General features: G+C 34.0%; 12 protein-coding genes. 1 reads left to right on the plus strand and 11 read right to left on the minus strand.

What is annotated here, in order from left to right; genetic code table 11:
- Positions 1 to 2: 2 nt before the first annotated feature.
- The 3 genes from rfbB to F960_RS15865 form a co-directional block, all read right to left on the minus strand.
- Positions 3 to 1,064 (minus strand): dTDP-glucose 4,6-dehydratase, encoded by a 1,062-nt coding sequence (gene rfbB / locus F960_RS15855; protein ID WP_004867424.1) that lies wholly within the window; start codon positions 1,062 to 1,064, stop codon positions 3 to 5.
- Positions 1,065 to 1,304: 240 nt separating this feature from the next.
- Positions 1,305 to 2,345, minus strand: coding sequence for an ELM1/GtrOC1 family putative glycosyltransferase (locus F960_RS15860; protein ID WP_004867427.1), 1,041 nt, complete (start codon positions 2,343 to 2,345; stop codon positions 1,305 to 1,307).
- Between the two features lie 284 nt (positions 2,346 to 2,629).
- A complete protein-coding gene (locus tag F960_RS15865) occupies positions 2,630 to 3,298 on the minus strand; it encodes an SGNH/GDSL hydrolase family protein (protein ID WP_004867430.1) in 669 nt (222 codons plus the stop codon).
- A gap of 216 nt (positions 3,299 to 3,514) precedes the next feature.
- On the opposite strand from F960_RS15865, the gene F960_RS15870 reads away from it, so the two are divergent.
- Positions 3,515 to 4,192, plus strand: a complete 678-nt coding sequence (locus tag F960_RS15870) for a hypothetical protein (protein WP_004867433.1) — start codon at positions 3,515 to 3,517, stop codon at positions 4,190 to 4,192.
- Positions 4,193 to 4,241: 49 nt separating this feature from the next.
- Here F960_RS15870 and F960_RS15875 read toward each other — a convergent pair whose 3' ends face one another.
- From F960_RS15875 to F960_RS15910, 8 genes are all read right to left on the minus strand, one after another.
- Positions 4,242 to 5,222: a glycosyltransferase family 4 protein gene (locus tag F960_RS15875; RefSeq protein ID WP_004867435.1), complete on the minus strand. Its 981-nt coding sequence runs from the start codon at positions 5,220 to 5,222 to the stop codon at positions 4,242 to 4,244.
- 2 nt (positions 5,223 to 5,224) lie between these two features.
- Positions 5,225 to 6,034, minus strand: a complete 810-nt coding sequence (locus tag F960_RS15880) for a polysaccharide deacetylase family protein (protein WP_004867437.1) — start codon at positions 6,032 to 6,034, stop codon at positions 5,225 to 5,227.
- Between the two features lie 204 nt (positions 6,035 to 6,238).
- Positions 6,239 to 7,672, minus strand: a complete 1,434-nt coding sequence (locus F960_RS15885) for a phosphoethanolamine transferase (protein WP_228134749.1) — start codon at positions 7,670 to 7,672, stop codon at positions 6,239 to 6,241.
- Positions 7,673 to 7,869: 197 nt separating this feature from the next.
- Complete coding sequence (locus tag F960_RS15890) at positions 7,870 to 8,754, minus strand: ELM1/GtrOC1 family putative glycosyltransferase (RefSeq protein ID WP_004867441.1); 885 nt, start codon at positions 8,752 to 8,754, stop codon at positions 7,870 to 7,872.
- An 81-nt stretch (positions 8,755 to 8,835) separates the two neighbouring features.
- Positions 8,836 to 9,762, minus strand: coding sequence for a branched-chain amino acid transaminase (locus F960_RS15895; RefSeq protein ID WP_004867443.1), 927 nt, complete (start codon positions 9,760 to 9,762; stop codon positions 8,836 to 8,838).
- A gap of 27 nt (positions 9,763 to 9,789) precedes the next feature.
- Entirely contained in the window at positions 9,790 to 12,540 is a 2,751-nt protein-coding gene (gene glnE, locus F960_RS15900; protein ID WP_004867445.1) for a bifunctional [glutamate--ammonia ligase]-adenylyl-L-tyrosine phosphorylase/[glutamate--ammonia-ligase] adenylyltransferase, read from the minus strand.
- A 156-nt stretch (positions 12,541 to 12,696) separates the two neighbouring features.
- Positions 12,697 to 13,983, minus strand: a complete 1,287-nt coding sequence (locus F960_RS15905; RefSeq protein ID WP_004867447.1) for a sensor histidine kinase — start codon at positions 13,981 to 13,983, stop codon at positions 12,697 to 12,699.
- 361 nt (positions 13,984 to 14,344) lie between these two features.
- A complete protein-coding gene (locus F960_RS15910) occupies positions 14,345 to 15,595 on the minus strand; it encodes a sensor histidine kinase (protein ID WP_004867448.1) in 1,251 nt (416 codons plus the stop codon).
- Positions 15,596 to 16,201 lie beyond the last annotated feature (606 nt).

Below are 16,201 nucleotides of genomic sequence, written 5' to 3' on the forward strand. Positions count from 1 at the left end.
AATTAACCTTTATATTGCTGATTGAGCCAAGATTGATACTCACCACTTTTGATATGGTCAACCCATTCTTGATTATTTAAATACCATTCAACCGTCTTTCGAATCCCTGACTCAAAAGTCTCTAAAGGCTTCCAACCCAATTCATCATAAATCTTTGATGCATCAATGGCATATCTCAAATCATGACCGGGGCGATCCTTCACAAATGTAATTAAATTTTCATAGGACTGATGAGATTCTTGTGGTCTCAACTGATCCAAAATATGACAAATCGTTTTTACAACTTCAATATTTTGTTTTTCATTATGCCCACCAATATTATAAGTTTCCCCAACTTTTCCTTCAGTGACGACCTTATATAAAGCTCTCGCATGATCTTCAACATATAACCAATCACGGATTTGTTCACCTTTCCCGTAAATTGGCAATTCTTTACCATTTAGCGCATTTAAAATGACTAAAGGAATCAATTTTTCAGGAAAATGGAAAGGACCATAATTATTAGAACAATTTGTTACTATAGTTGGCATTCCATAGGTTCTATGCCATGCACGTACTAAATGATCGGAACTCGCTTTACTTGCTGAATAAGGAGAACTCGGAGCGTAAGAGGTATCTTCAGTAAATAAATCATCGGTTCCATCTAAGTCACCATATACTTCATCAGTCGAAATATGGTGAAAACGAAATGTTTCTTGACGATCTTTATTTAAATTTGACCAATAATGACGACTTGCTTCAAGTAACTGATATGTACCAACAATATTAGTTTCAATAAAAGCCCCAGGTCCCAAAATAGAACGATCAACATGTGACTCTGCAGCCAGATGCATAACAAAATCAGGCTGAAACTCTTCAAAAAGTTGATCCAAAGCAGCACGATCACAGATATCTGTTTGGCTAAACTTGTAACGTGAGTCTTGTGAAATTTCTTTTAATGATTCTAAATTTCCTGCATATGTCAATTTATCAACATTAAGCACTTCATTATTTGTATTCTCAATAATATTTCGAATCACTGCTGACCCGATAAAGCCAGCACCACCCGTAACAAGAAACTTCATATCCAAATGACTCAAAAAAAGGATTCTTCGACTATTATACTATAACGATGTTAATAGATACTTCACAGAAATAGTAAATATAATCAAATTATAATAAAAGAAAATTACACGCCCAAATAAACTAAATACAATCAGTATATTCAATAGTAATAAAACATCACACTCTGAGTAATACTTAACAATGACTAAATATATAAAATGATCGTCCTTAGTCGAATATCAACAATACACTTAAATATCTTATACATCTTTCAATCTATTTTCAAATAATTCATATAAGCTATTTGCATGATTTATATAGTTAAATTCTTTCAAATCATCAAATAAACTATCACCATCTACCAAGCCCATTCGCAACCATCCATTTGAAATTTTATCTTCATAAAAAAGCTTAAACTCATCATTCATATCAGTACTGTCAAACTTTGCAATAAACAAAGGTTTTCCTAACATCAAACTTTCACTTACCATGGAGGTAGAGTCAGGCGAACAAATCAGCATATTTGCAGCATACATTAAATCTTTAATTGGAGTTTTATCACCTTCCCCGACTAAAATCAGGTGAATATTCTTATATTGTTTTAATACATTCTTCAAAGATTGCTCAAAGTTTTTCGGCGTCCTTCTTGAAGTCGACACATAGAAAACATCAGCTGCAAACTGTTGTGCTAACTTTTCTAGCATAATAATCCATTCTTCTACAGAACCAATGCTGACATCATGTGAATTAGCACCGATCAGTACACACCAAACTCCTATATTTTGATCTAAACCTAGTCTTTCTCTTGCAAGCTTTTCATCTGTTGCCAAGTCAAAACTTAACAGCTTATTTGGTGCAATAGGATAATATATATAAGGTTTTTTTTCTGATTTGGTTTTATCAATTGTAAATACCACATCAAAAGCCGATTCTGGCATACCACGTAAAGAAGTTGCTATCACATTTTTTACATGGACACCGACAGATACTAGATAAGATTTTAATACGGCATTCGGCAATAAAGTATCACCTCCAGCAGATACAATATAGGCAATCTGATCAATGTCTAAATGCTCAAATTGTTCCACATCAAATAACTGGCCTAATAACCACTCTTTAGGAAATAAATTGAGGGAGAACTTAAATATAATTTTTTTAAATCTAGAAATCTCTTTTATTTTTATAAACTTAACATCAAAAACTTGATCTTTATTGAGGATTGTAGTTATTCCTAAAGACTGAGTTTCGTGTCCTGAACGACCATCGGTCAATATAATAATTTGTTTTTGATTGGTGTTCATTGGTCCCCTCTTAAGCAACTATGCAAAACTTGTCAGTTCACAGCATATAAGTTATTTATTTATCACAACTTAAATGCTGCTTTTAAAATCAAAGTTAACTAATCTTTGTTACGCATAATTTAAAAAACTAATTAGATAAAATCAATGAGATTTTTAACTCAATTTTTCATCTAAAAAGTTTTTAAGTTTTCTACTTAAATGGGGCAAGCTTAATCAATTTTGTTATTTTATATAAGTATTATTGTTTTATAATAATCTAACAATGAATAATATAATTAACCATTTTATATTGAGGTCATAGATTTTATTTTATCTAAACACTCGCCTGCAATTATATTTTGTCCTTGCTTAGATAAATGGGTTGAATCATCGTAATTTTTCTTCATATCTTTCTTTAAAATTTCATAATTTTTTACATGAAAAATACGTTTATTATCACTTAATTCTTCCAATATTTCATTGTATTCCATGATACGTTTTTCTCTGGTCATATCACGGTTTGGATAAGTATCTATCAATAGAATAATCTTTGCTTGACTCTTACTCAGCATATATTGCAAGTTTTTTCGATACTCGTCTTTAGGCACAACATTGATACTTCCAACCAATTTGTGCCATTTGAATTTTCTCGCAATTTTCTTAATTTTTTTAACGATTTTTCGAAAAAATTTACGGAAAGGGCTATCGGGATAATAAAGCACAAATGGTGAACCCTTAAACGTCAACCAAGAATCTACACCACCATATTGGATACTTAACACATCCGCATCTTTACAATTTTTTAAATCAAAAAATTGCATCCCTTCACGTGTACTGCACATCGTATAACCATAGTTTTCTAGGCTCCACCCCATACTTTCTGCAATTTGTTCAGGGTAGGCACAGCCCATATTGTTTACTTCTCCAATGGTGTTACATCCACCGAGAGCTACGTATCGAATATTCTTCGTCACAACAACCTCAACTTTAAAATAAATTCTTAAAAACTTAAAATCCAATTAATAAATTCTTAAATTTAACCACAAATGATATTGTTTTTAAATAATTAATGAATAAATATAGTAATAAAAATCAAAATATGAGAATTTTATAGTTTTTATTTCACTCAAATTTTTGCTAAATTGCTTATAATGCTATAATTATTTTCATAATTTTTTTGAGCCTTAACTATGAAAGAGATGTTTGGACTATCTTCGGAAACCTACCATGTTCACCAAGAAAGTTTAAAACACTTAGCGATCATAGATGTAGCACCACATTTGGATATTCAAAGCTTAGCGTGTGATGTCGTGGTATTGTTGGCTTGTGAACAAAATCAATATAAAGACAGTATCATTTATCTAAAAGAACCCAATATATTGAAACAAACACGCCTAAAAACCCGTTTTGCATTTCAAACCAATGGTTTTTTATTTGATTTTTTTGGCTCATTTATTAAAAAAGTACGTTCTACAAGACAAAATTTTAGTTCAGAAAACTATCGCATTTTACTCACAGATATTATTGATCATCAGCTAGAAAGAAATATTAAGACGCCAGAAACGGCTTATAATTGGACTAACCGTCGCTGGCGCTTAGATGAAGATAAACGTCAAGAACGCTACGATAAACTCTATCATTCATTTCAAGAAAATGGCTACGATTTCAATTACCCGATGCACATCATGCTATGTCGCTCTATGGGTGTAAAAGATAAATTAAATCAAGGACATCATCGCATTATGTTCTGTAAAATGCTCAACATAGATGAAGTCAGCACTAAATTTATTAGCTCTGCTTATATGCCACCCATTTTTCAAAGTTTTTTCAAAAAATTTATCCAGCTGATCCACTATAAGCAAGTCTAAGATATCTAACTTTTTGAATGAAGTTTCAACTTTATTCAATAAATATATTTTAAGATTTTAATCTTTGATACAGGCTTAGGGTATGCTCGATCATCTTGTTAAAGCTAAGTTTTTCTTGAGCTTGTGAAAAAGCCATTTCAAATTTCTGCTCTATCTTATTTTCACTTAAATAATCATGTATTAATTGATTTAAAGCTGGCACATCATGTGGTGCACAAATAAATTGTTGCGGAATAAACTCTGGCAAAACACCAACATCAGTACCGATAACAGGACGCTTTAGCAATAAAGCTTCACTTAAAGTATAAGGTCCACCTTCACGAAATGATGAAATAATTAAAGCTTCAGACTGGTTTATTTGCTCATGGATATGATCTGAATATCCATACAATTTCACACGATCATTCAACTGATATTGATCAATCAATTGCTGCAATTTTGACTTTTCCTCACCATCCCCAACGATTAACAATTCATGTGAAATATCTTTCCAGGCTTCAATCAACACATCAAAACCTTTCACTTCATTTAAACGCCCAATTGCAATAAATTTTCGATTTCTTAGCCACGGCTTTGCCTGTTCAGTTAATGTCACGCCATTGTGGATCACCGTCACTTTTTTGGGTAAATTGATCTCATCAGCTAAGCGTTGACTCACAACAATAATTTGGTCGAAAGCCAAATATGCATTGATATTACTTTTCAATCCATGCATCGTCACGACACTTGGAAAGTTGAAGTTTTTCAGCATGTTTTGTAAAAATTTTGCTGTTTTTGAAGCATGCGCATGCAAAACATCTGGTTGAGACTGCAAAATTTTCTGCTTTAATCTCATCTTTGTAAATGGATTATAGCGACTACCGCTAAGATCCATTTCAATAAAATTAACCTTAGAATCAACTTGATCACGATATCGTAAATGCGCAATTAAACTTACTTGATGATCCAAAGACAAACCATTACTCAGTTCAATCACATGCTTTTCCAAGCCACCATCTTCGGCACTTGCCATCACCATCGTTATGCGCATGCTTATCCCTCACGTTTGCCAAGTTTTAAACGGAGTTTGACAGCAAACATGCCATCTTTGCCACTTATTTTTATTCGTTGTAATTGCCAAAAATCAGGGGTTAAATCATCAATTCCCTCTTTTGTCGTTACGGCATTGCGATATCCTGCTTGTTTTGCCATCTCTACATCACGGTCAGAATAAATACCAAATGGATAAGCAAAACTGGTCACTTCTTGCGAAGTCATTTGCTCTAACTGCTGCTTAGACAGACTTAATTCCTCTAAACATTGTTGATCTGTCAATTTTGCCAAATTTGCATGGCTCATTGTATGAGAACCAATTTCGACCAGACCCGTATTTGCTAAAAAATGGACCTGCTCATCACTTAATTTAGCTTCGTGCATCAACTCACCACTATTATGATGTGCTTTTTTATAGGTTGACCAATCACGATCATGACGATCTACCACCACATAAATAGTTGCTTTTGCTTGGTATTTTTCTAAAATTGGATAAGCATTTTCCAGATTATCCAAGTAACCATCATCAAATGTAATCGCCACTGTTTTTTCTGGATGATTGCCCCAATTTTCACGTAATTCATGCATCGTAACAAAATGAAATCCCTGCTCTTTCATATATCGAATTTGCTTTTCAAATTCGGCAGGCTTCACTCTTAATTTATTAAATTTTGCCCCATCAATATGCTCACGAATCATGTGATACATCAATATTCGTGGACGTTTATAATCAATCGACGGCTTCCACCACGCATATTTATAACTAAACGCAATGAATAAAATAAGCAAAATGATAAATATATAAATCACGTGATTGACCTAATAAATTTTAAATACATGACTAGAAGTCTATGTTGCCACATGCATAAAATCTTTAAAAGTAAGGATTTGATGCTTTATCACAAGTCCTATCGTTAAATTGCATATTTATAAAATAGATCACCTCGCTTTTTACAGTGAGTTTGCACGTTTGAGCTAAAAAAATATGACAGGCTCGATTTTTGTTTACACAAATCATTCTCTTAATTCATTATATTTAAGATATTTATCCCAGTTAAACACCTGAACATCTCGATTGTTTCTAATTTTTTCTAAACTACGACCACTTTGTAAATACGGTGTTTCTATCCCCAAAATTGACGCATAAATATTGAGAAAATCATAAGCACTCACTGTTTTATACAAATAATGCTTACGTTTAGCATCACTGGTTAACTGGAAAAATGGAACTCTATAATTAGACTTGGTATCATTATCCACATAATAACTATCATCCGTTACTGTCATACCATGATCAGAAAAATAACTGATCGAAAAACTTCTGTTTTGTTTTTTTAATATTTTATAGCTTTGCTCTATAAAAGAATCTAGCTTATTAATACTTGATAAATAGCAGTTTATTGTCTCTGGATAATTACCATACTTTTTCGCTGAACCAAATAAACGATCGCAAGCTTGAGGATGTGAGCCCATCATATGAATAAAAATCACATTATTTTGATGACTATTTTTCTGTAAACTCTCTTCTAACAACGGAATTAATTCAAAATCATCAATATTTTTAGACTGATAACTTCCATGTTTCAGATAAACTTGCTGATCTGCATGAATGGCTATTTTTGAAATAGGGGTATCATTTTTCCCCATAAACCCCTGATTTGAAAGCCAAACAGTATTATATTGTGCTTGTTTCGCTAAACTAACGACATTCATCGCAATATTAATATCATCATTTTTTTGATCAACCATTGCCAAGGTTCTAGATAAACTTGTTACAGTATTCGGCGCAGTTGAAATATATTGATCAACAATAGTCAGTGGCATGCGGTCTAAAAATGGTGTCGTTTTCTCTTTAAAGCCATACAACGACAAATAATCTCGGTGCACACTTTCCCCAATGATAAAAATTTGATTTTTATATTTGGGATTTACATGATTTACTTTCCAATCTACTTTTTGGCTAAAATCCTTTAATAGATCTTGTTCTTCTTTTTTATATAAATAAGTTGCTTTTACGGTTTGGACTAAAAAAACATTAAATACATTAAAAATCAATAAAAAATATAGAAATTTATGCCTAAAATTCAACTTGAAACAAGTCTTATATTTAAAAATATAAAAATAGGTCAACCCCAATAAGAGCATTGAATAACCAATAAATTTATAATTAATATTTGATAAAAACTCTATTACTTCAGCATGATCTGTCTGGAATAGTGATGCAACAATTCCCAAAGACATATGCCCTTGTAAAAAGCCCGTTGAACTCGCAATATAACCACAGAAAAGCATAATCGTGGTAATAAAAAACCATTTTAATCGTATGGAATGGCTCTGCTGAATAAAAATTAAAAAAATGGTATTAATCACTAAACCGATTAAAAAATATAAGAATTCCTTCGCTTCAAATAAGGACTCCCAATACCCCAAACCAACCCCAAAACCCAAAGAAAGAAAAAATGGGAAAAAATATAATTTAAAAATAGACGTACACATGAATCAAGGAGAGTGCAAATTTGGCGCATTATTGCATACATTTTTTTGCTTTCCTACGCACCCTTTTTTGCATTATTTTAATTTTCACATGATTTAAAAACATTTAAAATCAATAAGTTTCACATTATTATTACTTAAATAAATATGATTTATAGCAACTGCTTAGCGATACGATCTGCTTCACGAAATAATGCAGCAGCTGGTAATTTTTCAATTTTGGTCGTATCCGAAACAAGATTTTGTTGAATAATATGATCTACTGATTCTGTAATCCTGTCATTTTTAATTCGATCAATTTTAATCACGCCAACACGGCATCCTGCTGTTAGTGCTTCAAAAATCATCGAAATACTATCTTCGGTTACCCAAACGGCTTCGGCCTTTTGCATCTCTTCGAAGATCCATCCTTGCGGGGTTTCCTCCACAGGAAAAATAGATAATTTATTTGCATATTCCTGTGATTTTAAACTTAATAAAAACGCATTCGGCGTGCGTCGTGAGGTCGTTAAAATGATTTCTGAACGTGTATTTTCGTATACAATTTTTTTAATCGCATCTAAAACTTTTTCATTATTCCACTGATGGCGCTTAGAAGAACCACCGAGTGCAATCAAAATTCGATTGGATTGATGACCCTGTTCATTAACAATTGGATTTAATGCACCTTTAGTTGTAATCACCTGCGCTGAAGCTTGAACATCATCATGTTCAGGAATAATGGCATAATCAAACCAAGAAAATGGAAAATTTGGCTTCATCAGGATTACAGTTTTTGCTTTGGAATATACTTTCCCTAAAAGTAGCACTCTTAACTGGGTATGACTTCCCACTCCAAAAATAAAATCTGGTGCTTGGCTAATACTTGAATTTGAATGCTTAAAAACACTGATTAAAAGGCTAAAAATATCCAACTTTTCAACTGAAACCTCCTCAAAAGTCACATCCTCTGCACTTTGTCTTTGCATTGCTTTATATAAGCCTAATGCTTGAGAACGATGTCCAGCTTTTCCATCACTCACATAGACAATGTGCATATATTTTCCTTTTAGAGCTTGATTTCAAAAATAAAAAAAAGGCGAAACATCAGCTTCGCCTTTTTATCTTAACCGATCAACTTATTTTACGTAAGTTAACCAATGAGCGTATTTAGGATCTTTACCTTGAACAGCATCAAAGAATGCTTTTTGAATTTTCTCAGTAATTGGACCACGACGACCTTCACCGATTTGACGATCATCGTATTCGCGGATTGGTGTCACTTCAGCAGCTGTACCTGTAAAGAATGCTTCATCACCGATGTAGAATTCGTCACGAGTAATACGGCGTTCAATCACTTCGATACCCAAGTCTTTTGCAATCGTAATCACAGTTTGACGAGTAATACCATCAAGAGCACCACCAGCAAGATCAGGTGTATGTAATGCGCCATCTTTAACTAAGAATACGTTTTCACCAGAACCTTGACATACAAAGCCTTGTGGATCCATGAGCATAGCTTCGTCATAACCCGCTTGTGCAACTTCTTGGTGAGCCAAGATTGACACAGTATAGTTACCTGATGCTTTTGCTTTACACATAGTCACGTTTGGATGATGGTGTGTAAATGATGAAGTTTTAACACGAATACCTTTTGCCATCGCGTCTTCACCAAGGTAAGCACCCCAGCCCCATGCAGCAACAGCAACACGAATCGTGTTATCAGTTGCAGCGATACCCAATTTTTCTGAACCGATAAAAATAATTGGACGTAAATAGCAAGATGCTAATTTATTTTCACGTACTACATCAATTTGAGCTTGCTCAATTGCTTTTTGATCAAATGGAACTTTCATTTGATAAATTTTTGCAGAGTTAAGCAAACGTTTTGTATGATCTTGGAGACGGAAAATCGCAGTTCCATTAGGAGTTTCATAGGCACGGACACCTTCAAAGACACCCATACTGTAATGTAATGTATGAGTTAAAACGTGAACTTTTGCTTCACGCCAGTCAACCAATTGTCCATCTTGCCAAATAAAACCATCACGATCAGCCAAGTTCATGGCACACACTCCAAATTTTTTACACAATTATTCACTTTCCAACGCGAAAGTCGCTGTTGGATCAATTAATCTTTGCCACAACTTGCAAACGACCTCTCGGGTATCGTGCCAATCCATAGCGTTGACTTGCATATTATGATTTGCAAGTGCTAATCGGTGGCTCTCGGCTCGTTCACTGAGATAAGCTTGAATCAATGCGGATACATCGTCGCTGGATAAGCAACCTGCTTTTTTGGCATCTTCAAGGATTCGTACATTGTCGGAATAATGGGCGAGATCAGGATTCGTCCCACTCCAGGCTAATACAACATACTGTGCCATAAATTCTATGTCAACGATACCACCTGCATCTTGTTTTAGGTGAAAAATTCCATGTTTTTTTTGTTCTTTAGATGAACCCAAGTGATCTTTCATCTTTTGACGCATATTTAAAACTTCTTGTCGTACTGTTTCTTCATCTCTTGGTAAAGTTAAAATACGGCAACGTAAAGATTCAAAAGTATCTCTTAAGGTCTGTTCACCTGCGATAGATCTCGCTCGAACCAAAGCTTGATGTTCCCAAACCCAAGCACTTTTGAGTTGATATTGTTCAAAGGCTTTTAAGCTTGTGACCAATAAGCCCGCTTCACCCGATGGACGCAAACGTGTATCTATTTCATACACTCGTCCATCTAAGGTTTGTGTGGTCATGAGTGACATAAATTTTTGTGCAACACGCATCGCAAATTCAAATCCGCTGATTGCTTTAGCACCATCGGTATCGGCTTGTTCATCCATATAATGAATAAAAACTAAATCCAAATCAGAACCATAGCCCAATTCAATTCCACCGACTTTGCCATACCCCACAACTGCAAATGCCATATGATCAAGTGAACAACGCTGACCATTGGCATCTAAAGGATAACCATTTTTCTTGGCAATCATTTGATAAGCAAGATGCAAAGTTGCTTTCACCGATACTTCAGCAATATCTGTTAGTGCATCAGACACTTTCATAAGTGGGCTTTCTGCCAACACATCACTCGCAGCGACGGCAAGCACATTGGATTTTTTAAATAATCGCAATACACGCATTTGATCTTCAACTTGATCAATTTCGATGCGAAGGAGCTGTTGGCGCAGTGAATCTTCAAGATCTTGACGTTTTGGCAATTCAAAATCCATAGATAAAAATTCATCTAAAAGGACTGGATAATGCGTCAATTCCTCACAAATCCAAGGGCTGACCGTTGCCATCTTAACCAAACGCTGTAAAGCACCTTTACTTTCGATCAACATGACTAAATACACAGTACGGCGCATCACCGATTCAACCAGAGGCATCAACCGAAGCAGTGCGATTTGCGGCTTGTCCGATTGTAAAATGGCTTCTATTAAATGTGGCCAAAACTCTTTTAAACGCTGAACTGCTTTGGCAGGCAATTTTTTAATAGCATGACCATGCCAAAACTCATGGATCAGATTTTTAGCGCCATCATCGAGCACTTCATCAAGTTGTTTTTCTAACTGACTAAAGCTTTCAGTTGGAGAATCTAAGCCTTTTTCTTTGATTAAATGTTCAAATTGGAAGGTTACTTTAGTGCGCTTTTCATTTAATACATCTAGAAATTTTTGCCAACTATCAAAGCCCAATGTATCCACAATACGCTGGCGCAAATCGTCTTCTGTCGGTAAAGATTGAGTTTGTTGATCATTTAAAGCCTGAATTGCATGTTCTACACGACGTAAAAACAAATAAGCATCTTCGAGATCTTCTACAGCTTGTTGATCCAACAAACCGACCTCACCTAAATGTTTTAAACTAATCAAACATTGACGGTCTTGTAACTCAAGTTTTGAACCACCATAAATCAACTGAAATACTTGTACGATAAATTCGACTTCACGAATTCCGCCTGCACCTAGCTTGATATCATCTGCGATATTACGACGTGCGACCTCACGTTCGATCATCGCTTTCATTTCACGCATTGCTTCAAAAGCAGTGTAATCGACATATTTTCGAAACACAAAAGGACGCGTCATTTCCAACAATTCTTCGCCTTGCTCATCGCCCGAAACAACTCGTGCTTTAATCCATGCATAACGCTCCCATTCACGTCCATGCTGGCTGAGATATTTCTCAAATGCGATATGGCTAATCGCTAGTGGTGAACCATCACCCCATGGACGAAGTCGCATATCTACCCGAAACACAAAACCATCTGCAGTAATATGTTCCAACAGATAAATGATTTTTTGTCCCCACAAAATACAAAATTGTTGAACATCAATGCATTTTCGACCATTGGTTTCACCTTGTTCATCAAAGGCAAAAATAAGATCAATATCACTGGATAAATTGAGTTCTTGAGCACCCAATTTACCCATAGCAATCACGATTAAATCTTGTAAATTTCCACTATAACCAATCGGTTCTCCATGCTTTGCAATCAGTGGAATACGTGCAAAATCTTTGGCCGCACAAATACATGCATCAGCAAAATCAGACAACTCGCGTGTCAAAGTGATAACGTCAGTTAATTGATTGGCATCTTGCCAAATCCAGCGAAACATCAAACGCGCACGTAAAATCCGTAGCAAACGCATCCACATGGATTCATCTGAAATATCCAATAAAACTTCATTGACTTGTTGCTGAATTTGCTCGGTCGAAAGCGACTCTAAAAATTGATCTTTTGCATAATCTTGTTCTAATAATTCTCGGTGTAATCCTAAAACTTGTTCTGCATACTGACTTGCACGTAATGTTTTTTGCAATTGTTCAGCGTTCATTGAAAAAAGCCTTAACTGATAAATCTTATAATTTTATTTATATCAGTTGGCGAGGAAATTGGGGAATATTTTTATCAAATAAAGAATAAAATAGAGCAACATCAAATAAAGCTCTATGCTAAAAAATCAGGTTACTTGATTTTATCAATGGCTTTTTTAAGTTTCGGTCTCGATACGTTCAGATTTTAGATTTAAATCCTTAGTCAACAAAACTTGATGTGTGGCATTTGCCTTAGGCAAAGAAACTTTAAACGTTGTGCCACAACCCTTTTTTGAACTCACAGAAATATGACCTTTATTCATATCGACAAAACGCTTACATAACACCAAGCCAAGCCCTGTACCGCGCTCACCGATCGTTCCTTTATAGCTGGCTTTAATCTGGGGTTCAAATACGCTTTTGATCTGCGCTTCATTCATCCCAAGCCCAGTGTCTTGAACTGTAATTTCTACACCTTGATCTGTCTGGCAAGCTGAAATGATAACTTTGCCAGTACCATCGGTCTTGGTAAATTTTAAAGCATTGGAAACCAAGTTTTGGATCACCGAAGTAATCATATTGATATCGGCGAATACGGTTAAATCCGCTGGAATTGTTTCAATTAATTCAATATTTTTCTTTACAGCCAAAGTATTTAATACATCATAAACGATCTGAGAAGCTTGCTTGACTTTAAAATTGATCGGGTGATAAACAAAACGACCGCCCTCTGCGATCGCCCAATTCAGCAAATTTTCCAATAAGTTATAAGTAGAATAAATCGTGTCATGCAAATAATCTGCGATATTTTGCAAACTTTCTGCATCTAAAGATTCACGTTCATGTGCCAAGACGTCAGAAAAACCAATTAATCCATGGAATGGTGCACGTAAATCATGTGCGATAATTTGAAAAAATTTAGTTTTACTATAATTTAAAGCACGTTGTTCTTCATATAACTCATAAAAATTTTCAGATTCAGAACGTCTTTGCAAAATAGAAATCAAACCAGAAGTCAGTTCTTCCAGTAAATCTTTTTTCTTTTGAGTAAACTCGTCATCACGATCGTCGAAAAATGTGACTTGACCAATAGACTCACCAGTATCCAGTTTAATATCAAAACATAATAATCGCTTATGTTCAGCCCCTAAATTATGCATATACAAAGATAATTTTCCATAATTTTCATGACTTTGATCAATCATCAAATGACCTTGAAAATATGGAGATAATTTTTTTCGATTCGCTGCAATATAGGCTATGAAATCACATTGCTCTGATGCAGACCAAAAATAAGGCTCATCATGAAATGAAAACATCGCATTATTGATATCTAAAATACCTCGAGCAACACGTAAATATCGCTCAATTTTATTATCTGTTGTATAAACCCCCAATAATAAAGAGAATTTGCAAGCACTGAGTTGGTCAGGCTGATCAATTGCTTTGAGTTGCGATCTCATTTCACCACTCCATTTTTTTGCTATAGCTTTATTGAGTTATTATTGCGGATAAACAGATAACCTAACCAATATAACAATATTAATATAAAAATAACATACTTTTACATGAAATATATTTTTTTAGAATTCAAATAATATGAAAAATACGAATTACAAATAAAAAACCACTTAACAAATTGATTTATATTTAAGTTTTTACTAAATATTGATTTTTAATTATTTAAATTAATTAAACAAATAAAATATTCACCATATAAATCAATGAAATTAATGAACAAGACAATTAAAATAATCTAAATATGAAAAGATAATCATAAAAACCGATTTATAAAAATATTTTTAAATAAACAAAATGAATGTTTTAAATCTCATAATCAGTATGCGTCGAAGCACTTGGCAAGGACACAATAAATGTTGTTCCTACACCAATTTCTGATTCAACATCAATTTTGCCATGATTTAAATCTAAAAAATGTTGGCATAAAACCAAGCCTAAACCTGTTCCCTTTTCCCCAGATGTGCCTTTTTGGCTGACTTTAATATTATGTTTAAATAAGTTTTTGACTTGTTGACCAGACATTCCCAAGCCACTATCACGAATCATAATTTCAATATGGTGATCATTTTGTCGAGCTTTAAGCTCAACAACACCAGTTCCATCAACATGCGTAAATTTAAGTGCATTTGACACTAAATTTTGAATCACCGAGGTCACCATATTTATGTCAGCAATCACATAAAATTGCTCAGAAATATCCAAACTGAGTTTGATATTTTTTTTGATAGCCAATGGATTTAAAATTTTATAAACGATCTCTAAAACCTGACTTAATCTAAAACGGATCGGATGGTAAACAAATTGCCCATCTTCAGCCATTGCCCAATTAAGTAAGTTTTCCAATAAATTATATGTGGACTGCGCTGTATCATGTAAATATTCACTTATTTGCAGCACATCTTTTTGCTCTAAGGTATCACTTTCCTCAGCCAAAACCTCAGAAAAACCCAGTAAGCCGTGAAATGGTGCTCGTAGATCATGTGCAATAATTTGGAAAAATTTTGTTTTACTTTTATTGATCGCAATTTGCTGTTCAAATTGTTCGCTCAGGATCGAATTTTCAAATTTTAAAGCGATAAACTTCACAATCTGCTGAATAAATTCAGCCACCAATGCAACATCTTGATCTTGAAAATATGTATTATTTTGATCAAAGAATGTGACTCGACCATAACTAAGACTATGTTTTTTTTGTCTTAAATCAAAAGATACGATACGACCATGATGTACACCTAATGTTTTTACATAATCTGAAAAATGCGTATAGTTTGGATTGCCTTGATCAATCACAAGTGTTTGTTCGAAAAAATTTTGTTGATCGATATATTTTGATTTTATTGATTTATGCATTGCATGAAATTGATCGGCATGGTCAAACCAAATATAAGGTTCATCATCAAAAGCTAATATTGCATTTTCAGTTTTTAATATACCCCGAGCCAGTTTTAAAAATCCCTCAAGCTCATTATCTGGGGTAAAAACATCGAGTAAAATCGCAGTGGGACAAGCACTGAGTTGTTCTGCATATTTAAGATCTATCAGATTCAATTTCATTACACACTCAATACAACTTTAATTTGTCCAAACCCAATGACTTATATTGTATTTTTGCCAAAGAAATGCGTTTAGAAGTTTATCAATTTTTCCCGTGTAAATAGCACTACACGACCCTTAGTGTATAGTAAAAAAATTACTTTAAAAAGAACTTAAATTTGCTGAAAATACATGATTAATCCTATTTTTGTCATTGTTATTTTTTCGCGGCTTGTTTATAACTGCCCTATAGTCGTTATATGCAAAAACAGCATGCATTTCGCTGTTTAGAATGATGACAAAGTTAGCTAGCATGCCCCTTATCATTCAGTGTAAGAAATACAATAATTATGGTAAAAATGAGTCCTATTCTCTAAAAATCGCCTGCCGAGTTTTAAAAAGAAATTTTCAGCATTTCCAAGTTTGGATAATTTATTTTCATGATACCCAACATGTCCTAGGAAATTGATACACCGTTTTGAAAATTATTCAGACTATTTTTTATACAAATTAAATCTCAAGAACCACCTTAATTAATTGATTCATATCAGTTATAAGGCATTTCTTTGTGAAATCAGCTTTTATTGAAGATTATGCCATTTACTCCTATTTCACAGTCGAGATATG

Source organism: Acinetobacter gerneri DSM 14967 = CIP 107464 = MTCC 9824 (assembly GCF_000368565.1).
Lineage (GTDB): Bacteria > Pseudomonadota > Gammaproteobacteria > Pseudomonadales > Moraxellaceae > Acinetobacter > Acinetobacter gerneri.